Annotated in this window: 18 protein-coding genes, 1 tRNA gene and 1 pseudogene; 11 read left to right on the forward strand and 9 right to left on the reverse strand. The window is 68.5% G+C overall.

Annotated elements, in window-relative coordinates:
* Positions 1 to 5: 5 nt before the first annotated feature.
* The 5 genes from ACOQFL_RS08575 to fdh form a co-directional block, all read right to left on the reverse strand.
* Positions 6 to 950 (reverse strand): DUF5996 family protein, encoded by a 945-nt coding sequence (locus ACOQFL_RS08575; RefSeq protein WP_435543562.1) that lies wholly within the window; start codon positions 948 to 950, stop codon positions 6 to 8.
* A 150-nt stretch (positions 951 to 1,100) separates the two neighbouring features.
* On the reverse strand, positions 1,101 to 2,093 hold the full coding sequence (locus ACOQFL_RS08580; protein WP_435543563.1) for a ring-cleaving dioxygenase: 993 nt from the start codon (positions 2,091 to 2,093) through the stop codon (positions 1,101 to 1,103).
* A gap of 151 nt (positions 2,094 to 2,244) precedes the next feature.
* On the reverse strand, positions 2,245 to 3,165 hold the full coding sequence (gene nrfD, locus ACOQFL_RS08585) for an NrfD/PsrC family molybdoenzyme membrane anchor subunit (protein ID WP_435543835.1): 921 nt from the start codon (positions 3,163 to 3,165) through the stop codon (positions 2,245 to 2,247).
* 23 nt (positions 3,166 to 3,188) lie between these two features.
* On the reverse strand, positions 3,189 to 4,148 hold the full coding sequence (locus ACOQFL_RS08590; protein ID WP_435543836.1) for a 4Fe-4S dicluster domain-containing protein: 960 nt from the start codon (positions 4,146 to 4,148) through the stop codon (positions 3,189 to 3,191).
* A 40-nt stretch (positions 4,149 to 4,188) separates the two neighbouring features.
* Entirely contained in the window at positions 4,189 to 7,512 is a 3,324-nt protein-coding gene (gene fdh / locus ACOQFL_RS08595) for a formate dehydrogenase (protein WP_435543564.1), read from the reverse strand.
* A 251-nt stretch (positions 7,513 to 7,763) separates the two neighbouring features.
* Here fdh and ACOQFL_RS08600 point away from each other — a divergent pair, with 251 nt between their 5' ends.
* The 4 genes from ACOQFL_RS08600 to ACOQFL_RS08615 all read left to right on the forward strand — a co-directional run bounded on the left by ACOQFL_RS08600 (position 7,764) and on the right by ACOQFL_RS08615 (position 11,063).
* Positions 7,764 to 8,315, forward strand: a complete 552-nt coding sequence (locus tag ACOQFL_RS08600; protein ID WP_435543565.1) for a hypothetical protein — start codon at positions 7,764 to 7,766, stop codon at positions 8,313 to 8,315.
* On the forward strand, positions 8,308 to 8,892 hold the full coding sequence (locus tag ACOQFL_RS08605) for a DUF3558 domain-containing protein (RefSeq protein ID WP_435543566.1): 585 nt from the start codon (positions 8,308 to 8,310) through the stop codon (positions 8,890 to 8,892). The genes ACOQFL_RS08600 and ACOQFL_RS08605 overlap by 8 nt, the downstream gene beginning before the upstream one ends.
* Before the next feature lie 15 nt (positions 8,893 to 8,907).
* Entirely contained in the window at positions 8,908 to 10,176 is a 1,269-nt protein-coding gene (locus ACOQFL_RS08610; protein ID WP_435543567.1) for a hypothetical protein, read from the forward strand.
* 104 nt (positions 10,177 to 10,280) lie between these two features.
* Entirely contained in the window at positions 10,281 to 11,063 is a 783-nt protein-coding gene (locus ACOQFL_RS08615; protein ID WP_435543568.1) for an ESX secretion-associated protein EspG, read from the forward strand.
* A gap of 98 nt (positions 11,064 to 11,161) precedes the next feature.
* On the opposite strand, the gene ACOQFL_RS08620 is transcribed toward ACOQFL_RS08615, so the two are convergent.
* Positions 11,162 to 11,392, reverse strand: a complete 231-nt coding sequence (locus tag ACOQFL_RS08620; RefSeq protein WP_435543569.1) for a hypothetical protein — start codon at positions 11,390 to 11,392, stop codon at positions 11,162 to 11,164.
* Positions 11,393 to 11,532: 140 nt separating this feature from the next.
* Between ACOQFL_RS08620 and ACOQFL_RS08625 the strand changes: the two genes are divergently transcribed.
* Positions 11,533 to 12,423, forward strand: coding sequence for a helix-turn-helix domain-containing protein (locus ACOQFL_RS08625; protein ID WP_435543570.1), 891 nt, complete (start codon positions 11,533 to 11,535; stop codon positions 12,421 to 12,423).
* A 4-nt stretch (positions 12,424 to 12,427) separates the two neighbouring features.
* Positions 12,428 to 12,619, forward strand: coding sequence for a DUF397 domain-containing protein (locus tag ACOQFL_RS08630; RefSeq protein WP_435543571.1), 192 nt, complete (start codon positions 12,428 to 12,430; stop codon positions 12,617 to 12,619).
* A gap of 147 nt (positions 12,620 to 12,766) precedes the next feature.
* Here ACOQFL_RS08630 and ACOQFL_RS08635 read toward each other — a convergent pair whose 3' ends face one another.
* Positions 12,767 to 14,473 carry an MFS transporter gene (locus tag ACOQFL_RS08635; protein WP_435543572.1) on the reverse strand — a complete coding sequence of 569 codons (1,707 nt, stop codon included), beginning with the start codon at positions 14,471 to 14,473 and terminating at the stop codon, positions 12,767 to 12,769.
* Positions 14,474 to 14,578: 105 nt separating this feature from the next.
* On the opposite strand from ACOQFL_RS08635, the gene ACOQFL_RS08640 reads away from it, so the two are divergent.
* On the forward strand, positions 14,579 to 15,232 hold the full coding sequence (locus ACOQFL_RS08640) for a TetR family transcriptional regulator (RefSeq protein ID WP_435543573.1): 654 nt from the start codon (positions 14,579 to 14,581) through the stop codon (positions 15,230 to 15,232).
* 79 nt (positions 15,233 to 15,311) lie between these two features.
* Here the strand turns inward: ACOQFL_RS08640 and selD are convergent, their stop codons facing one another.
* On the reverse strand, positions 15,312 to 16,325 hold the full coding sequence (gene selD / locus ACOQFL_RS08645) for a selenide, water dikinase SelD (RefSeq protein ID WP_435543574.1): 1,014 nt from the start codon (positions 16,323 to 16,325) through the stop codon (positions 15,312 to 15,314).
* A gap of 61 nt (positions 16,326 to 16,386) precedes the next feature.
* On the opposite strand from selD, the gene ACOQFL_RS08650 reads away from it, so the two are divergent.
* Positions 16,387 to 16,482, forward strand: a tRNA-Sec gene (locus ACOQFL_RS08650).
* 8 nt (positions 16,483 to 16,490) lie between these two features.
* Here the strand turns inward: ACOQFL_RS08650 and ACOQFL_RS08655 are convergent.
* Positions 16,491 to 17,012 (reverse strand): annotated as a pseudogene (locus tag ACOQFL_RS08655) (DnaJ family domain-containing protein); the annotation flags it as partial.
* Between the two features lie 179 nt (positions 17,013 to 17,191).
* Between ACOQFL_RS08655 and ACOQFL_RS08660 the strand changes: the two are divergent.
* From ACOQFL_RS08660 to selB, 3 genes are all read left to right on the forward strand, one after another.
* Positions 17,192 to 17,902 carry an MBL fold metallo-hydrolase gene (locus ACOQFL_RS08660; protein WP_435543575.1) on the forward strand — a complete coding sequence of 237 codons (711 nt, stop codon included), beginning with the start codon at positions 17,192 to 17,194 and terminating at the stop codon, positions 17,900 to 17,902.
* A gap of 192 nt (positions 17,903 to 18,094) precedes the next feature.
* Positions 18,095 to 19,420, forward strand: a complete 1,326-nt coding sequence (selA, locus tag ACOQFL_RS08665; RefSeq protein ID WP_435543576.1) for an L-seryl-tRNA(Sec) selenium transferase — start codon at positions 18,095 to 18,097, stop codon at positions 19,418 to 19,420.
* Entirely contained in the window at positions 19,411 to 21,174 is a 1,764-nt protein-coding gene (selB, locus tag ACOQFL_RS08670) for a selenocysteine-specific translation elongation factor (RefSeq protein WP_435543577.1), read from the forward strand. The genes selA and selB overlap by 10 nt, the downstream gene beginning before the upstream one ends.
* Positions 21,175 to 21,195 lie beyond the last annotated feature (21 nt).

Below are 21,195 nucleotides of genomic sequence, written 5' to 3' on the forward strand. Positions count from 1 at the left end.
CTGAATCACCGCGGTGAAGCTCGTCGTTTCGGGTCGTCCTCCAACTCCCGGCGATCCCAGCCACCGCATTCGGCGGCGGCTTCATAGGTGGTGCGCAGGAACTCCGTCAGGAGCCGATCCGGCGAGGACGCGGTTCGCACCTCCTCGTAGGGCAACAGGAACTCACCCTGCTCGTAATAGGCCCCCGCCGGACCGACCGGGTACCGGTCGAATCCCGGTGGCTCCGGGTAAGCGTAGGAGTAGAACACGCCCTCGGCGCCTCCACCCGGCCAGAATCCGCAGCTGCTGAGCTCGTGCGAATACCCCTCGACCATGACCCAGTCACCACAGTTGGGCGCCCCACCCGGATGGCGAGGTGCCGCACGCCCGGAGAAACGGGTCACGGCCAGATCCATAGCTCCCCAGAAGAGGTGCACCGGGCTCACCTTGCCGATGAAACTCGACCGGAAATCACTGAACACCCGGTGGGCACCCAACAACTGGCGCCAGAACAACCACGCCTTTTCCGGCTCGTAGGAGGCGTGCTCGGTGTCGGTGTCGAAAGGCAGGGCCCGCACGACCTCGGTCGGGGTGCGGCTCACCGTGAGCCGTATTCCCAGCTCATCCAGCGCCGCCATCGTCTCGTGGTAGAAATCGGCAACGGTCCTGGGGATGAGAGCGATCTCGCGTAACCCACCGTCACTGCGGCGGATCAGCAACCGGTGCTCGTGGAAGTCGAACTCCATGTCGAACACCTCGTCGTGGTACGGGATCGAGCCGGTGCTCAGACCGCGAGCCGAGACGTAGAGCGGCACCTGCCACCAGTGGTTGATCATCGGTTCGCAGGCCAGCTTGATCTTCCCGACCAGCTGTAACCACATGTGCAAGGTCTCACGGGTCTCGTTCCAGTCGTCGACCCGCAGTTCGGGCCATCGCAGTCCCCGTTCGGTTTCCGTGTTCGAACCGGCCATCGCCTCCCCCTGAAAACGGCCCTCCGGCCCGCATGCGGTTCGCTCGAAGCGCCCGCGGGGCGTGCGAACGCCCCAGGCCCCGGGGACACGGCTCCGACCACCGCCCCGAGTCGGTCCGCCCGTGTCCCCGTCCCGGTACCTTCCGATGACTCACCTCGTACGCTCCACCGGTGGCGGAGTGAACGTGATCTCCTCGTCCGGCGAGGGGACCCTGAGCGTGGGCAGCACCTGCTCGATCTCGGCCCTGGACGGTTCCAGCCAGGGAGGCAACTTCAGTGCCCTGCCCAACTCCAGCAACGGCTCGTCGATGGTGAATCCCGGCGGGTCGGTGGCGATCTCGAACAGCACCCCGCCGGGTTCGCGGAAGTAGATGGAGTGGAAGTACCGCCGGTCCAACACCGGCGTCACGTCCAGTCCCTGATCCAGCAGTGTGTTCCGCCAGTCGACCTGTTCGGCGTCGTCAGGGGCACGCCAGGCGATGTGGTGCACCGTTCCGGCGGCGACCATGCCCAGCGGTGCTTCCGGACTGCACAGCACGTCCACCATCGCCCCCGAACCACCTGACCCCGTGACGAACCGGAACCGCGCCCCGGACTCCTCCACCAACCGAAAACCCATTGTTTCGGTCAACAGTTCAGCGGTGTGCTCATGCCCTATTTCCGTCACGGTGACCGAGTGAAGTCCCCGGATGGCGTACTCCGGTGGAATGGGGCCGTCCTCCCACGGCGCGCGGGAGTCCGCCTCCGGGTGGCCCACCAGCTCGACCAGCAGCCCGTCCGGATCGGCGACCGTGAGGGTTTCCTCACTGGACCGGGTGGTGGGCGCCCCCACGTTCACCTCGAGCCCGTCGAGATGCTGCTGCCACCACCCCAACGAGTGCTGCGGCACGGAGAAGGCGACGGTGGTGGTCTGCCCCGCCCCGCGCCGCCCGCGAGGCGCGCTCGGCCACGGGAAAAAGGTGATCAGTGTCCCCGGTTGGCCCGACTCACCCCCGAAGTACAGGTGGTAGGTGTCCGGGGCATCGAAGTTGACGGTGCGTTTGACCAGGCGCAGCCCCAGCGCGGTGCGGTAGAAGTCCGCGTTACGCTGCGGATCCGTAGCGATCGCGGTCACATGGTGTAATCCGCTGGGCGTACTCGGCATGGTGTCCGCCTCCCTCGCTGGCGGCCCGCCGCGGCCGTCGGAGCGGAGTCCAGCGGCGGGACGGCTGTGCCTGCCCGTCCCATCCTCCGATATCTCGGTCGGTCTCGCAGCGCAATCCGGATTCCCGGGCAGGCCGGAACCACACGGGAGCTCATTCCTCCACCTGGCGAGCCTCCCGCTGTGGCACCACCGTGTAGTAGGGATCGCGGGCGGACTCCCGCCCGGCTTCGAACACCCCGTAGCGAGTGGCGATCGAGGCTGCCGTACCGCAGAGACCGGCCAGAATCGCCGCGCTCGTGCCGCGCCGGGCGAACACGGCACCGACAGCGCACCCCGTTGCCATGATCCGGGCCGCCCGTAGCGTGCTTCCCGCCCGACCCGAGCGGTACACCTCGGCGATTCTGCCCGCCCGGTGTTCCAGCACGCGGCTCGCCACGAGTTCACCGATGGAGCCGAGCAGGGCCATACGCCGGGCGGGCCCGGCCTCCGCGCGTGGCGACAACATCGTTCCCAGCGAGCCTGCCGCCGAGACCGAGCTGAAGGCGAACACGAAGGGAAGTTCACGGCGCGTCTCGTGCCATCCCGGCACCGCCGTGTCCGCGAGCAGCACAGCGGTGTAGGTCGTCATGGCCGGGGCCAGCAAGGCCGCACACCACGCTGCCGCGTTGCCGAGCGGACGGGCGAGATCGGTGAACTCGAAGACAGCGGCCGCGCCGCTGAGCGCGGAGAACGGGGCGAGGATCCAGGATCCCACGCTCAACGGCGAGGTGGGTTTGAACACGCGCAACATGTTCAAAAACCGCAGCGGCCGACCGAGATCGTGAATGAGCGCCAGCACGCTGGCGCCGGAACCTCCCGCAGCGCAGAGCAGCCCGACCCGGCGCAGCCGGGAATAGCCACGCAGCTGGGCGAGGGCCCCCATGACGGACGAGGCGCCCGCCATACCTCCCAGATAGAGGTAGGCGGGCACGTCGGGAACCTTCCAGGTCGGTTCCTTGATGATCGGTCTGCCGTAGTAGGACCGGAAGGTCGCCCGTTCCCCGTCGGCCTCCTCGGCGGCGCCTGCTCCCATCGCCCCGGCGGGCTCGTTTCCGGTCAACGCCGTCCTCCCAGGAAACAGCTCGCGATGGTCACGGCCGCCGTGGCGGCCGCGGCCAGGGCGTAGCAGGCCATGGCGGGCAGATCCCTCGTGGTGACCACCGGATCGGGTGGCAGCCCGTACACTTCGGGCTCGTCCAGCAGCAGGAAGAAGGCTCCGTCACCTCCCACACCGTCGGTGGGGTCCTGCCCGTAGAGCCGGGCCTCGGTGATTCCCTGCTCGTGCAGCTGTTCGAGGCGTTGCTCGGCCCGCTCCCGCAGCTGGTCGAGCGGACCGTACTGGATGGACTCGGTGGGACAGGCGGTGGCACAGGCCGGGGTCATTCCCGAGCCGAGTCGGTCCTGGCACAGGGTGCACTTGAACGCGCCGCCGTTCTCGGGATGGATGTCGATCACTCCGTAGGGACAGGCCGGGACGCAGTAACCACATCCGTTGCACACGTCGTCCTGCACCACAACCGTGCCGTACTCGCTGCGGATCAACGCTCCCGTCGGACACACGTCCAGGCAGGCGGCGTGCGTGCAGTGCTTGCAGACGTCGGAGGACATCAGCCACCGCACCTCGGAGCCCGCGACCTCTTCCGCCGCCGTTTCCGGGGGGCCCATCCCGGGCATTCCGATATCCACTCGGGCGCGCGTGGAGAGGTCGATGCGCTGTTCGACGAACGCCACGTGCCGCCAGGTGGTGGCTCCGAGGTCGGTGGTGTTGTCGTAGGACATGCCGGTAAGTTCCAGCCCGTCCTCTTCCAGCAGGTTCCACTCCTTGCAGGCGACCTCGCAGGCCTTGCACCCGATGCACACGCTGGTGTCGGTGAAAAACCCCATCCGATCGGGATGCTGCTCCGAATAGCCCGCCTCGGCGCTGGGATCGGCCAGCGGGCCGCTGAGTCGGTTACCGTTCGAGGACCCCACCGCTGGTTCCGGTGCCGTTTCCCGGGCGTGCTCGCCGGTTCGCATCGAGCGTTCGAGCTCGAAGAGCGGGTGCTCGGACGACCTGTCAGGACTCATCCTCACCTCCGTCGACCGTGTCCGTCCCCGAGGGACGCGTACCGTTCTCCGGCAGCCCGTTATCCGGGGGCGGAGCGTCGCCGCCGGTGTGCTCGGTGATTCCCGCACGAGCGCGGTAGGTGGCGATCAACCTGTGCAGCTCCACCCCCCGTGGTCTCCTGCCGGGGCGGATGTCGCAGGCTCCCGCCTTGGTCTCCATGATGTGCACGGTGGGGTCCAAGGCGACACTGAGCAACTCGTTGGCGGCGTCACCTGTGGTCAACCCGTTGGGACCCCAGTGCCACGGGATGCCGATCTGGTGCAGCGTCGTACCGTTCGAACGCAACGGCCGGATGCGTTGTGTGATCAACACCCGTCCCTCGATCGCCGCACGTGCGGTGATCACCGTGGCCCAGCCGAGATGCCGCAGTTCCCGCTCCACGGCCAGCTCAGGGGAGAGCTCGACGAACATCGCGGGCGCCAGCTCGGCCAGGTGTGGCAACCACCGGCTCATTCCACCGGCCGTGTGGTGCTCGGTCAGCCGGAACGTGGTGAACACGTACGGAAACACCTCCGCCCCCGGTTCGGCACCGCTTGGTTGGTAGCGATTCTCCGGCCGGTGGTACAGCCGCCGCGCCGGGTTGCGCTGCGTGGTGTGCAGCGTGTTGCGCAGCGGCGATTCCTGCGGTTCGTAGTGGGTGGGCAACGGCCCGTCCCGCAACCCCGCGGGGGCGTACAGCCATCCGAGCCCGTCATCCTGCATGATGAAAGGATCGGTGCCGCGCAGCGCGTCGGGACCGTGCGCGTCGGGGGCGGGCTCGTAATCGGGAGGTTTGGTGGCATCGAAGTCGGGCACGTCGTGGCCGGTCCAGCGCCGCTGTTCGGCGTCCCACCACACGTAAGCCTTGCGCTCGCTCCACGGGCTGCCCCCGGGGTCGGCGGCGGCCCGGTTGTACAGGATCCGCCGATTGGCGGGCCAGGCCCAACCCCAGTCGGGCGCGACCCAGGACTGCCGGTCCCCCGGTTCGCGCCGTGCGGCCCGGTTGACCTCCTCGGCGTAGACACCGCAATAGATCCAGCACCCCGAACGTGTGGAACCGTCGGAGCGCAGCCGGGTGTAGGAGGGCAGTGCCCGGTCCTCGGCGTCGGTACCGTTGATCTCGCGGAGCACCGCGTCCGCGCTGGGTTCGGCGATCTCCCCTTCGGTGGGGTAGTTCCAGGTCAGTTCCAGGACGGGGCGGTCGCGTTCCCGCTGCCGCGCGTCGCGTTCGAGTCGCCGGGCCGCGAGCTTGGACTTGATCCGCAGCCCCAGGTGGTAGAAGAACCACAGGTCGCTGCGCTGGTCACCGACCGGTTCGACCGCCTTTTCGTGCCACTGCAGCATGCGCTGGGTGTTGGTGAAGGTCCCGTCCTTCTCGGTGTGCGCCGCGGCGGGCAGGAAGAACACCTCGGTACCGATCTCGGAGGGACTCGTCTCACCGTTCTCGATCTCCGGACCGTTCCGCCAGAACGTGGCCGTCTCGATCATGTTCAGATCGCGCACCACCAGCCAGTCCAGATTCGCCAGCCCCATGCGCTGCTGGTGCGCGTTGGCGGTGCCCACCGCCGGGTTCTCGCCGACCACGAAGTAGCCGCGCACCTTGCCCTCGATCTGGTCGATCACGGTTCGGAAACTGCCGTGATGACCGGTGAGCCTGGGCAAATGATCGAACCGGAAATCGTTCTCGGCGGTGGCGTACTCGCCCCACCAGGCCTTGAGCAGGCTGACGACGTAGTCGCGGATGTTGCCCCAGTACCCCTTGTCGGCGGCGTGGTTGGCCACGAACTCGTCCAGCGAGAGGTTCGGGTGGGCTTGCGGCATCGGGATGTAGCCCGGCAGCAGGTCGAACAGCGTGGGAATGTCGGTCGAGCCCTGGATGCTGGCGTGACCGCGCAGCGCGAGAATCCCGCCGCCGGGCCTGCCGATGTTGCCGAGCAGCAGCTGCAGGATCGAGGCGGCCCGGATGTACTGCACCCCCACCGTGTGGTGGGTCCAGCCCACCGCGTAGGCGAAGGCGGTGGTGCGTTCCCGACCCGAGTTGGCGACCAGCGCCTCGGCCACCTCGTGGAACCGTAGCTGGTCGATCCCGCACAGCTGCTCCACGAGTTCCGGGGTGTAGCGGGCGAAGTGACGCTTGAGGATCTGGAACACGCACCGGGGGTGGGTCAGGCTCGGATCGGTCTCCGGTTCCGCACGCCGCGTCCACTCCCCTTCCCGCGTGGCTCGGTCGTGCTCGGGTGAGCCGAAAACGTCGTTCCAGTGGTCGCGTTCGCCCGCGGCCGGGTTGACCCGCGCCCCCTGGTAGTACCAACTGGCCGAGTCATAACCGTTTCCGGTGAAGCCGGAGAACACCCCGTCGAGATCCTCGGTGTCGGCGAAGGACTCGTCGACGAGCGTGGCCGCGTTGGTGTAGGAGGTCACGTACTCGTGGAAGTAGTGCCCACCCCGCAGCACGTGGTTGATCAGCCCGCCGAGGAAGGCGATGTCACTGCCCGCGCGCAGTGGGACGAAAGTGTCGGCCATCGCCGAGGTGCGGGTGAACCGGGGATCGACGTGGATGATCTTCGCCCCGCGCCGTTTGGCTTCCATCACCCACTGGAACCCCACGGGGTGTGCTTCGGCCATGTTGGACCCCTGAATCACGATGCAGTCGGAGTTACGGAGGTCCTGCTGGAAGGTTGTGGCCCCACCACGGCCGAACGAGGTTCCCAGACCGGGAACCGTGGAGGAGTGTCAAATGCGGGCCTGGTTCTCGATCTGGATGGCGCCGAGGGCGGTGTAGAGCTTTTTCATGAGGTAGTTTTCCTCATTGTCCAGCGTGGCTCCGCCCAGGCTCGCGATTCCCATGGTGCGGCGCAGCCGCGTACCGTCCGAATCGGTCTCCTGCCAGGTCTCGTCCCGGGTACGGATCACCCGATCAGCGATCATGTCGACCGCGGTGTCGAGATCCAGTTCCTCCCACTCGGTACCGTAGGGCCGCCGGTAGGCGACCCTGGTCTGCCTGTCGGGTGAGGTCACCAGGGAACGGCTGGCCGAGCCCTTCGGGCAGAGCCTTCCCCGGCTCACGGGCGAGTCGGGATCGCCCTCGATCTGGGTGACGGCTCCGTCCCGCACGTACACGCGCTGGGCACAGCCCACGGCGCAGTAGGGGCACACCGATCCGACCACGGCCTCGGCGTCCTCGGTGCGTGCGTACTCGCGGTCGGTCTCGGCGGAACGGGCCGCCCTGCCGCGACCGAGCGGGTCGGAGCCCGCCAACTGGCGCAGCACGGGCCAGCGCAGCCATTCCCGCATAGCCGATCACCAACTCCCGACACGTTGTCGCCGATGCTGCGCTCGCCGAGGTACCGGCGCAACCGCGGGTGGTACTCCCGGTGCCGTCCGGTGACGCTCCGCTCGCACGGACGTGTGAAGCGCACGGGTCGCTTAGCCGGATGTGCCGAACCCGGCACACGCGGGATGCGCAGTGCGGTACGTTCCGAATGGGCAAGTGATCATGCCGCCGGGCGAGAGCATCGCACGACCGAGTGAGTACAGGGGGAAGCGTGGCCGACGAGGAAACCAGCCAGTCGAACGCGGGCGGAACGAGCGAGGCTGGCGGCCAATCGGGAATGGACGCCGCGGACCAGGCGGCGATGGACGCCGAGATGCAGGACGTGGCCACCAGCGCGCTGTTCCCCGGCCCCGCTCTCGCCGAGGAGATGGCCGACATCGCGCGGATCGCCGAACGCGCCAACACCAAGGCCGAACTGGCCCAGGCCATCAGCGACAACACGCGCATGGTCGTCGACCCCGACGAGGTCGACGCGCTGGCGGGTTTCTTCGAGGGGAAGGCCAGTGAATTGGAAGACCGCCAGAGGGAGGTCAGTGAATTGGCGAGTGTCCCTGCCCCAGGTACCGATCCGGTGAGTACGGGAGCCGCGTCAATCCACGGCGAAGTAGCCTCCGGGGACGATCGCTCGTACATGCCCAACTATCTGAAACTCGCGAAGGTGTTCAACGACACCGCCGCGAGCCTGCGGTCCAGCGCGAAGCAGACCCGTACCGACGACGCCAACGCCGCCGACAGCTTCAATCGGGGAATCCAGAATGCGTAACGCCGTCACCACAGGAATCTCCCTGGCAGCCGGATTCCTGCTGCTCGCCGGATGCGGTGGTGGCCAGACCGGTCAAGCGGCGCAGGAAACCACAGAGACCGGCACGAGCGCACCCACCAGTACCAGCAGCGCCGCCGGAGTGGGCCTGCCGGAACGCACCGCACCCGCCAAATCCCTCGACCTTTCCGAGCCCTGTGCCATCATCACGAAACAACAAGCAACCAAACTCGGAGTCAACCAGCCACTCGAAAGTAAAAACCTAAGCGATAAAAAAGGTTGCGACTACAAGAAAGGAAAATCCGGCTCCGACGGCGGCTGGGCCATGTTCGTAGCAGCCGACCCGAGCAGAACGGCGCAGGAGTTCGCCAGCAAGCGCCCCAGCGGTGAGAGCACGGAAATCGCTGGTTATCCCGCTTACGAACTCGAGAAGCAGTACGGATGCATGGTGGCGGTAGACGTGACGGATTCAGGATCGCTTTTCGTCAATGGAGTAACACGACTGCAAACTAAATCCGACGCTTGCTCGGTCGCGAACAAGTTCGCCGAAGCCGCGATCAAGAACCTGCCCGACGCCTGAGGGGAGCTCAGAATTATGGGGGACAGACGCACGCTGCCGCCGTCCAATCTCGACGGGGCACAGTTGGAGCAGATGCGCTCCTGGGTCAACAGCGGCAAGGGAGCCGAGGCGCTCCACGAGAAGAGCAGCCGCTGGCGTGACGAGGAGCGGTACATGCGTGACCTCGCCACCGAGATCAAGGACAGGCTGAAGCAGGCCGGGGCCGTGAACCAGTCCAAGGGCCAGGAAGCCGTGCAGAACGCCATGTCACCGGTGGTGCTGTGGACCGAGGTCGCGGCTGACAACGCCACCGCCGAGGCAGTGCGGTTGGAGGAGCAGGGCCAGGCCTTCAGCAGGGTGTACTCCTCCGTGCCCGCCGCGTCCGAGGAGAAGCCGGTGCCGGAGGAGAGCTTCCTCGGGAAAGCCTGGGCCGGGTTCACCGGCGGCAAGACCGACAACGAGCAGGCGCTGGCGCACAACGAGAAGCTGCGCCAGGACGCGGTCACGGCGTTCAAGGCCTACGACACCGCCTCGCAGACCACCGTCAGCGCCACCCCCACGTTCACCGCTCCCCCGCCCGGCGGCGTCGAGACCGGCGTGCGCTCCGGTTCGAGCCCCGAGGTCGGCGGCCTCGCCGCGTCCCGGGGCACGGGCACCGGCACGGCCGCTGGCACCCGCAGCTCGTGGAGCGGGTCACTGGACACATCGGGCAGTGCGCACGGCTCCGGCAGCGGCACGGCGGGCAGCGGCACCTCGGGACAGTCGGCGGGCAGGCCCGGTTCGGGGATCAACCAGCCCGCGGGCAGTCATTCCGCGTGGCAGCGTCCGCCGGAGGGCGGCTCCTCCGGATACCGCCCCGGCCAGTCCGGAACTCCGGGCGGCGGAGCCGGCGGTGGTTCGGGCACCGGTCGCACGCCGGGCGGATCCGGCCTCGCGGGTGGGACCGGACGTGCTCCCGGTAGCCGAATCCCGATACGCGGCCTCGGTTCGCTCGCGGGCGGCTCGGGCGGTGGAACCGGGTCCGGAGCTGGTGGCCGGGGCTCCGCCGGACTCGGTGGTCGTTCCCTCGGCCCCGGTGGGCAGTCGGGGATCGCGCGCCCGTCCACCGGTTCCGCCGCGACGAGCGGCGCGGCCTCCGCCGGAGCGGGGAACGCTCGCGGTGGTATGGCGGGGGCACCGCGCGGTCGCGGCCAGCAGGGCGAGGAGGACGAGGAGCACGACACACCGAGCTACCTCGTCGGTGACTACGGCTACTTCGACGGCGACCTGCCCAGGGTGGCCCCGCCGGTGATCGGCGAGGACTGATCGGGGTTCTCCCGTCGAGTTGTCGAGCACCGTCACATCGGATCCAGCAGCGTGTGTCGCGGCGCCGGGAGCAACTCCGGCGCCGCGATCGTTCGGGGGCAAGGGTGAACATCGAACTTTCCGAACAGGCGTTTCACCTCGCCTGGCAACATTTCCGGCTCGGCACGAAACCGCTCTCGCTGAACGTGCTGCCCGAGGGGCTCAACGAGTCGGAGCGGCGCGATGTCGAGCAGCGGAGCTGGGAAGAGCTGCGCCTGATCGGTTTCGGCGATCGGGATGCCGAGGACGCCGTCTCGGGAGTGTTCTTCCCGCTGGACCGCTACCGGGACTCCTTCGACCTGGTGTATCGCTATCTGTCCGAGGAGGGCGAACACCGCAGGACCGCGTTGGCCGCGAACGGCCCGGCCAGCTCGGCGCTGGCCGTCCGGGAGGGCGGCGTGGTCCGCCTGCGCCAGCTGCGCACCGACGACGCGCCGCACCGGGCCGTGGTGGGGGTACTCCCCGAGCTGAACCCCGGTCCGGGAAAGGCGGTGTCGGTGCCCAGTGACCAGCTCGACGCGGCGGCTGCCGATGCCGGGGACTCCGACCGGGCGATGCGCGAGGCGCTGCTACGCCGAGGAGTGCGCCGCGACGACGCGAGTGCTCTCGTGGAGATGGCGGGCGGGGAACGCGTGGGATATGCCCAGTTCGGAGCCGCGCGGATGGACCAGCGCGGCCACCGCTCCAGGGCACCGATGGTGACCAACTGCTTCGCCACCACCAAGGGTTGGTACCTGATGGAGGAAACCATCCGCAGCGGGCGGGCGTGGACCACCTTCGCCCCGATCGACCGGAACCGGCTGGCGGAACGGGTACGCGACCTCGCCAGGAGCATCGTGCCGGAGTGAGCCGTCGAGCTTTCGCACTCGACTCCAGAGCCGAACCCGGTCGTCGGAATCTCCCGGCGGTTCCGGAAGTGCCGCCATCGAGCGGGTGGGAATCAGCATCAGGCATTCCCTGCGACCACCTGCTCGGACAGGTTGACGGCGGCTTCCTGCAACCCCGCGCCGTGGAGTTCGTCCAACCAGAACAGCATGTCCAACAACTGCCGCAGCTGGTCGCTGTCCACCCGCAGCACACTCCCCTCCTGCCGGATCTCCAGTTCGTGCAGGCCCGGCATGCTCAGATACACCGCTGCCGTGCCGCTGCCCGCCTCGACCAACCACTGTGCGCGCATCCGTCCTCCCGAAGGTGACGCCTACCGAATCGATCATGTCGACAGGAAGGTTCGGCGGCTCCCCAGCGGTCACGCAACGACACTTTCGCGTGATCTCACTTCCTTGACCAGTGGTCAACCGGTCAGGGTGCGAACGAACAGTGACCAGCAAGGAAGGGTCGAGCATGGAACGACGCAGCGGGATTCCGGCACGGGTCAGACGGGTCTCCGGCGAGTTGCGGGAACTTCGGGCCCGCAACGGGCTCAGCGCCGCCGAGGTGTCCCGGTCGCTGGGGATCTCGATGAGCAAGCTCAGTCGGATGGAGACGGGAACTCGCGGGTTGGCCGCCGACGACGTCGCGGCGTTGCTGGGGCTCTACCGCGTGCCCTCCCAGCGGCGCGAGGAGATCCTCGCGTTGGTGCGCAACGGTACGGACCGCAACTGGTGGCAGGTGCAGCACGCCGCGCTGCCCGCGATGTGGCAGGACCTGATGCGGTTCGAGACCGAGGCCACCGCGATCCACAGCTGGGAATCGCAGGCGGTTCCGGGACTGCTGCAGACGGACGAGTACGCCGAGGCGGTCATTCGGGGCACCACCCACGGCCTGCCGGAACGCGAGGTGCGACGGCTGGTCGAAGCACGCATCGGCAGGCAGACGGTGCTGCTCGGCAGCCGCGCGCCACGGTTGGAGGTGCTGCTGGACGAACCGGTGCTGCGCCGCCCGACCGCCGACCCCGGCGTGATGCGGCGGCAGCTGCTGCGCCTGGCGGAGAGCAACCTGCGGCCGAACGTCACCGTCCGGGTGGTGCCGCAGCGGGCGGGAATCCATCCCGGCATGGAGGGGCCGTTCGTGCTGCTGGACTTCCCGAAGCAGCCGAACCTGGTGTATCTGGAGCACCGGGGCAACAGCGCTTTCCTGGAGCAGCCCGAGCACGTCGACGCCGCGGAACGCTCCCTGTGGCGGTTGCGCGAACTCGCGTTCACCCCGGATGATTCCAGCGAGATCATCGCGCGTCTCGCCGACGAACCGGCCGAGTACGAGAAGGAGTGAGTCCGTGGCATCCGTGAAGCACTGGCGCAAGAGCAGCCGAAGCACCAGTCAGGCGAACTGCGTGGAGATCGCCGCCACCGAACACGGGGTCGCCGCGCGGGACTCCAAGCGCCCGCACGGCGGTTCGCTGCTGTTCTCCCGCGCCCGGTGGAACGACTTCCTGCGCAGTATCGCCCAGGAACGCACCGGAAACTGAACCGGCGATTTCGCGCGAAACTTACGCCGCTCCGCGCCACAGGGCCCACGGCGCGACAATTTCGCGCGAAATCGACATCCCGCCTCCGGCACGATCCCTGCGCCCGCAGGACACCGCACCGGCGCGGCGATCACCACATCGGCGGGGTCACTGCTCGGGGACCGCCGTGTTCGACTTCTCGGTGGCCCTGTCCGACTTCTCGACGGGGCTGCCCGGCTCCTCGGCCGCACCCCGCGCGGTCTCGGAGGAGGCCCGTACCTCGGTGCTTCGCGTCTTGCCGGGCAGGAAGAACCACGCCACCAGCGCGGCCACCGCGATCAGCCCCGCCGAGGCCAGATACGCGGTCTGCGAGGCGTTCATCCAGGCCACCGACACCTCGTGGGCGAGCTGCTCCCCGCGTGGGCCCAACGACTCGGCGACCATCATGCCCCCGGGCAACGACTCCTCGGCGGTCTGCCGCACCTGCTCGGGCAGTCCGCTCAGCGAGTCCGAGATCCGTGCGGCGTAGCTGCCACCCAGCACGCTCCCCAGCACGGCGACACCCAACGAGGCGCCCACCTCGCGGGTGACGTCGTTGGTGGCCGATCCCATACCCGCGCGCTCGCGCGGCACGTTGGCCATCAGCTGGTCGGTGGCCGGAGCCATCGCAAGCGACATACCCGCGGCCGTGCAGGACAGCGGCAGCAGGATCTGCCAGTAGCCGGATTCCACGCCGAGCGTGCTCAGCCCCACCATGCCCAGGGCAGCCAGCAGCAACCCGACGGCGATGGTGTTACGCGAGCCGAACCTGTCCACGATCCTGGAAACCTGCGGAGCGATGAGCATCATCATCACCGACATCGGCAGCATCGCGGTGGAAGCCATCAGCGGCGAGTAGCCGAACACTAGCTGCAGGGTCTGGCTCAGCGCGAAGAACACACCGATCATCGCGAAGAACACCAGCGTCAGCGCCACCGCCGAAGCGGAGAAACCGCGGCTGCGGAACAGCCGGACGTCCAGCATCGGATCCGCCACCCGACGCTCCCAGAGCGCGAACAACGCCAGCAGCACCAGCCCCAGCGCCACCAGCGACAGCGTGCGCGGTGACAGCCAACCGACGTACTGCGCCTCGATCAGCGCGTAGACCGCGATCGTGATCCCCGCGGTGGACAGCAGCGCCCCCAGCAGGTCCAGCCCACCGTGTCCGCCTTCGATGCCGGTGTGCGACGGGATGTAGCGGATACCGGCGATCACACCGACGATCACCACCGGAACATTGATCACGAACACCGATTCCCAGGAGAAGTACTGCAACAGCACCCCGGCGATAACCGGCCCCGCGGCGCTGCCCGCGCCGGAGACGGCGGCCCAGATGCCGACCGCCTTGGTGCGTTCCCCGCTGGGGAAGACGCTGGTCAGAATGGACAGCGTCACCGGCATGATCATGGCGCCGCCCACACCGAGCAGAGCCCGTGCGGCGATCATCTCGTTGCTGGAGCCGACGAACAGCCACACGTAGACCGACACCAGGCCGAACAGCACCATCCCGGCCTGCAGCATCCACTTGCGCCCGTAGCGGTCGGCTATCGAGGAGGTGGTGAACAATAGGCCCGCGAACACCAACGCGTAGGCGTCCGAGAACCACTGCTGCGCCGAAGTGGAGGCCCCCAACGCCCGGGAGAGCTGGGGTAACGCGACGCTGAGCGAAGTGTTCGCGAGCATCGTGGCCGACAACGCCAGACACAGCACGAGCATGGTCGCCCACCTTCGGCGGTAGACCCGCACGTCGATGCCCTCCGCCAGGGCACCCTCCTCGCCTTTGTCGGGTGTCGTTGCAGCACCCGCCGCCCCATGGCGGGCGTGACCGTCGGACATGCGTGTCTCCTTTCCCCATCCACAGAATATGGCAGTACTGCCATTTGTCATCGGTGACAACGGGCACAGTTGACGCTGAGCTCCGGGGTCGAGGAACCTGTGGCCATGACCAGCGTTGCGGTGGATTCGACCGACGAAACGGAGGGCCAGGGCAGGCGAGCTGTCAAAGCGGCCAGGACACGTGCGGGCATCGAGGCGGCCGCCCTCCGACTCTTCCGGGAGCAGGGATTCGAGGCCACAACCGTGGAACAGATAGCCCGTGCCGCCGACATCGCCCCCAGGACGTTCTTCCGGTACTTCCCCAGCAAGGACGCGGTGCTGTTCGGAGACATCGGCAGCGAGCTCGAATACGTGCGTGAGGCACTGAACGCACGTGGCTCCGGGGAACACCCCATGCGCGCCATGGCCGCATCGATGCTCCACGCGGCCGACCGCATGGAGGCCGACCGCGAACAGCACCTGATGCGTGCCGAGCTGCTGCAAGTCCTGGAGTCCACCGGGCAGTACGAGATGCATCTGATGCGGCAGCGCTGGATGCAGGACATGACCGAACTGGTGGCCGAGCACATCGGAACCGATCCCAGCTGTGATCCGCGTCCAGGCGCCTGGTCGATGACCATGGTCTCGTGCTTCGGTTCGGCGATGCACGCCTGGTTGACTCGGCAGGACGGGACACCCCTGCGCGAGATTCTCGTGGGGGTCCTCGACAGCACTTGCGACGGGCTCTCTCAGGCCACGCTGAAGGCCCACGAGGACTGAGCGCCCGCCTTCGGACGGCAGGCTCCCTCGCCCGCGGGTGCCCGGAAACGAAAACGAGCACTCGGAAGCGGAAGAGTGCTCAGCGGACCGTGATGGCGTGCTCCTCGGCGCTGATCAGCCTGCCGATCACCGGAGCGTTCGGCAGCTCCCCCGCGACGAGCAACCCTCCCGAGGTCTGCGCGTCGGCCAGCAACAGCGCTTCGTTCTCGTCCACACGGGAGAGATCGGTGCACTCACCCACCCAACGCAGGTTGCGGCGCGTCCCACCGCTGACGTACCCGTCCCGGACGGCCTCGCGGGCCCCCTCCAGGTAGGGAACGGCGCTCGAGTCCAGCACCGCGGAGACACCGCTGGCACGGGTCAATTCGCGCAGATGCCCGAGCAGCCCGAATCCGGTGACGTCGGTGGCGCACTCGGCCCCCACCGCCAGGGCATCGCGTGCCGCCGTGTCGTTGAGGGTCGTCATCGCCTCGATCGCCTGCGGGAAAACCTCTCCGGTGGCCTTGTGCCGAGTGTTGAGCACCCCGATGCCGAGCGGTTTGGTCAACGACAGCGGAGCTCCGACCGTTCCGGCGTCCTCGCGCAACAGCCGAGTGGCAGCGGCCGTACCGGTCACGGCCATGCCGTACTTCGGCTCGGGATCGTCGAGGCTGTGGCCACCGCCCACCGGGCAACCCGCCAGTTCCGCGACATCCGCGCCACCGCGCAGCACCCGTTCGGCCAGCTCCATCGGCAGCGACTCACGTGGCCAACCGAGCAGGTTCAACGCCACCAGCGGACGCGCCCCCATCGCGTACACGTCGGACAGCGCGTTGGCAGCCGCGATCCGGCCCCAGTCGTAGGGATCGTCGACCACGGGGGTGAAGAAGTCCGTCGTGGCCACGATCGCGGTGTCGCCGTGCAACCGCACCACGGCGGCGTCGTCACCGGCACCGATCAGCACCTCACCGCCCGCCGGGGCGCCGCCGGAGATCCCGGCACCGGCGACCATGGACTCCAGCTCGCCGGCGGGGATCTTGCAAGCACACCCGCCACCGTGCGCGTACCGTGTCAGGCGGTAGTTTTCGCTCGTGACGGTCCCGGCATCGGTCATGCCCCGAAGCTAGTCCACCGGACGGCCGACGGCATGGCACAACACGCGGGATGACGGCACTGGAGGCGTAAGGGTGCCTGGTGGCCCCCGCGGTCTTCAAAACCGACGTGGCCGAGCAACTCGGTCAGGCGGGTTCGATTCCCGTCCGCCTCCGCCACGCACCAGCCTGCGCCACCAGGCACGCAGCCCACCGGAACGACCGGTGTCTCCGCTGTGGTCACCTGCCTCGCTGTCGGCCGTGCCCGTCTCCGACACTTCCGGTACCGCCGCGACGGTTTCGGCCCGCGCGGCGCGCAGTTCCCGCCAGCGGCGCGCGACCTCATCGGCATCCACGGGTGCGACCTTGATGCGTGGTCCGCTGGGGGCTCGCAACCACTCCGCGATGCGCAGGTTGAGCTCACCGACCTGTTCCCGCACCGCCTGCTCGGAACGCAGCTCGGCCACGGTCTCCGGAAGCCGGTCGATCTCCTTGCGCAGCTGCACGGCGGGCGGCAGCAGCGCCTCGGTGGACAACCCCTCCCGTTCGACGTACTTCTTGACCCAGGACAGCTCGTCCTCGTCGCCGAGATCGGACAGCGGCTTGCCGGCTCCGGGCAGGTCGTCGAACTCTCCGCGCTCCCTGGCAGTGCGGACCTGCCGGTCGATCCAGGTCTCGAAGTCCATCCCCGGCGGTTTCCGTTCGGTCATGCCCCGATTGTGCACCGGTGTCTCGTTGCGGATCATCCGCTGAGTCGGTGGATCGCGGGCGGTTTCTGTTGTGGATTTATTTCGATTAACACTGAAACAACAGTATATTTAAACAGTGGCACTTCAGCCGCTCGTGAACGTGGAATCGCAAACCCCGCATGCGGGCTATGCTCGATCACATGGACATCATCGATCTCCGCCCCGATCTGCGGGTGTTGACCAGTCCTCCTGGTCAGGCCTATCTGCTGCGTCACGCTGGCGGAGTTCTGCTGGTCGACACCGGACAGGTCGGCGACGGCAGCACGATCGCGACCGCCTTGAGGGACTGGGGCCTGGACCGGGAGGCGCTCACCCAAGTGGTGCTGACCCATTGGCACGCCGATCACACCGGCGCTCTCTCCGAGGTAGCCCAGTGGCCGAACGTGGAAGTACTCGCTCATCACGGGGATGCCGCGGTGATTCGCGGTCATCAGAGTACTGAAGAGAGCCTGCTCACCCCCGCTGAGGAAGCACTGCACGCCCGAGTGGCGGACGCGGTTCCCGAGGCTCCACCCGCCCGTGTCGATCACGAGGTTCATGACGGCGAGCTCCTGGAGGGGATCGACGCCCGGGTTATCTCCACCCCCGGACACACCCCCGGCAGCATCGCACTGCATCTGGAGGAAGCCGGAGTGCTGTTCACCGGAGACATCGCCGCCGAGTACGAGAGGCAGATCGTTCTCGGGCCGTTCAACAACGACCGGGTCCAGGCCCGCCGCTCATTCCGGCGACTGGCGGGACTGCGTTGCGACGTGGTCTGCTTCGGACACGGGCACCCCCTCGTCGGTGAGGCCACCACCACCCTGCACGAAGCGGCCACCGCACGCTCCGTACCCGATCCCCTCGGCTGAGCCCACGACGAAGGTCCGACCCTTCCATCCTCGGTCCGGCGAACCGCAGCCCAGGACCGAACCGCGGAGCTTGGTGGAACGCGCTGCGAAAGCCACTCGGAAACACGCATCGGAAAACTGCTTCGACGTACCGGGCCAACACGCCGTGTCGACAACCTTCACCGGCACTTCCCGCTGCGTATCGTCACAACCGTGGACGAGCGGCGGAACATCCCGGCCACGGATCGAGTCCTCAGCGAGCCCCGCATTGCCGCGGCTGTCGAACGCTTCGGGCGACAGCGGGTGAAACACGCCGTGCACGACGCACAGCGACGCGCGCGGGCCCGCGAGATCACCGCCGATCAGGTGGTCGAGGAAACGGCGGCGAACCTGCCCGTATCGATCGGTGGTCTGCGTCCGGTGCTCAACGCCACGGGCGTACTGCTGCACACCAACCTGGGCCGGGCTCCCCTCTCGGAGGCCGCCGTACTGGCCCTGCGGGAGGCCGCCGGAACCTGCGACGTGGAACTGGACACCCGGACCGGGCAGCGCGGCCGTCGCGGGGCGAGCGTCACGCGCGGCCTGCTCGACGCGGTCCCCGAGGCGGAGAGCGCACACGTGGTGGGCAACGGGGCGGCCGCACTCACCCTGGCCGCCACTGCCCTGGCCGCCGGGCGGGAGATCGTGCTGGCACGGGGCGAGATGGTCGAGATCGGCGCCGGATTCCGCATCCCCGAGCTGCTGTGCTCCACCGGCGCGAGGCTGCGCGAGGTCGGCACGACCAACCGCGTCGAACTCGCCGACTACCGAGCGGCGATCGGGGCGGAAACCGGATTCGTGCTCAAGGTTCACCCCTCCAACTTCGTGATCAGTGGCTTCACCTCCTCGGTCGAACCGAGCGAACTCCGCGGCCTGGGTATGCCACTGGTCGTCGACATCGGATCCGGACTGCTGGAACCGCACCCCAGGCTGCCGGACGAACCCGACGCCCGCGGCACATTGCGAGCGGGAGCCGATCTGGTGGTAGCCAGCTGTGACAAGCTGCTCGGCGGCCCACAGGCCGGACTGCTGCTGGGCAGGACAGCCGTCGTCGACACGCTCCGGAAGCATCCACTGGCTCGTGCGCTGCGTCCCGACAAACTCACCCTGGCCGCGCTGCACGCCACGCTGCACGGACCTCCCACGCCGACCGCGCGTGCGCTGGAACGATCCCAGCGGGAACTACGGGTCCGCGCCGAACGGATCGCGGAATCGTCGCGAGCGGCAGGTGTGACGGCGACGGTGGCTGACACCACCGCGGGCATCGGTGGTGGCGGAGCACCGGGGGTGGAGCTGCCCAGCGCGGCCGTCGTGCTGCCCGAGCACTGCTCCGAACCACTGCGCCGCGCCGTGCCACCGGTGCTGACCAGGGTCGAACGAGGAAACTGCCTGCTCGACCTGTTCGCGCTGGAGCCGGCGCGGGACACGGAACTGACCGAGGCGATCCGCCAGGGTGCGCGGACGACGGATCCGGCCGTGGGAGGTGCGTCGTGCGAGTGATCGCCACGGCAGGGCACGTGGACCACGGCAAATCCACACTCATCAAAGCCCTGACCGGAACCGATCCGGACAGGTGGGACGAGGAGCGACGTCGCGGGTTGACCATCGACCTGGGATTCGCGTGGACAACCCTGCCCGGCGGCGAGGCGATGGCGTTCGTCGACGTTCCCGGTCACCAACGGTTCGTGCGCAACATGCTGGCCGGGGTCGGCGAGGTCGCGGGTGTGCTGTTCGTGGTGGCCGCCGACGAGGGGTGGAAGCCGCAGTCGGAGGAGCACCTCCAGGCGTTGCACGCGCTGCGCGTGCGGCGGGGAGTGCTGGCGATCACGCGCGGCGATCTCGCCGACCCGCTCCCCGCGTTGGAACAGGCGCGGCGGCGGCTGTCCGGCAGTTCGCTGGCGGGAGTTCCCGAGGTGGTGGTCAGCGGGGCCACCGGGGCCGGACTGGCCGAGCTCACCGGGAAGCTCGACGAGCTCGCGGGCGAGCTGCCGAATCCGGATCCCACCGCCGACGTGCGGCTCTGGCTGGATCGCTGCTTCAGCATTCGTGGCGCTGGCACTGTGGTGACCGCGACGCTGTCGGCGGGAACGCTGACCCGAGGTGACGAACTCGTGGTGGCCGGAACCGGTAAACGCGTGACGATCCGGGGGCTGCAGAGCCTCGGCGAGGAGCACGAAACGATTCGCGCGACGGCACGGGTCGCGTTGAACCTGCGCGGGGTGCACGCCGGGGAACTCGACCGCGGGGACGCGTTGCTGACGCCGGGAGCCTGGCGGAGCACCGACAGCGTGGACGTGCTGTTGCGGGAGCGTGGCTCGGGCGAGCTGCCACGCGAACTCGGCATGCACATCGGTGCGGCCGCCACCGGGGTGCGGCTGCGACCGCTGGGTGCCGACACCGCCCGGTTGTCGCTGCGCACCGCGCTGCCCCTGCGGATCGGTGACAACGCGCTGCTGCGGGACGCCGGACAGCACCTGATCCCCGCCGGGATCCATGTTCTCGACGTGTGCCCACCGGAGCTGCGTCGCCGGGGTGCTGCCGCCGCCCGCGCCCGCGAACTCGAACGAACGGGCCAACAGCCCGCCGGTGCGGAACTGCTCGCCAGGAATCACGCGATCCGCGCCTCGGAGCTGCGCGTCGTGGGGGCCTCCCCTCCCCCGCACTGCCTGGTGGCCGGGGACTGGCTGATGGAGCCGACCGCCAGGGACGAGTACGCCGCACGACTGGTCGAACTCCTCGACCGGATCCACAACGAGGACCCGACGGCCGACGGTCTCTCCGAGCAGGAGGCGGTACGGCAGCTGAGCCTGCCCCACCCATCGTTGCTGCCGCTGGTGCTGGACTCGGCGGTGGCCGCCGGGATCGGGACGGGCAGCGGCAGGCTGCGGCTGAAAGATCCCGAGCTGAGCGAGCACGTGCGGCGGGGCGTCACCGCGATTCGTGCTCGGCTGGCCGAACACCCCTTCGACGCGCCCACCGCTGCGGAACTCCGGGAACTCGGGATGGGTACCGAGCAGCTCGGCGCGGCGAACAAGGCCGGGCAGCTGCTCCGGATCGCCGAGGGAATCTATTTGCTGCCGGGAGCGCTGCAACGAGCCCGGGACGTGTTGGCCGGACTGCCGGAACCGTTCACCCCGAGTGGGGCACGGGATGCCCTGGGCACGAGTCGTCGCGTGGTTGTGCCGCTGCTGGAGCGGCTCGCCCGCGAGGGCTACACCCGCCGATTCCCGGACGGAACCCACCGCGTGCGCTGACCGGTCCCGCCGGGAAGCGCC

This window comes from Actinopolyspora sabaoui (assembly GCF_051225635.1).
Classification (GTDB): domain Bacteria; phylum Actinomycetota; class Actinomycetes; order Mycobacteriales; family Pseudonocardiaceae; genus Actinopolyspora.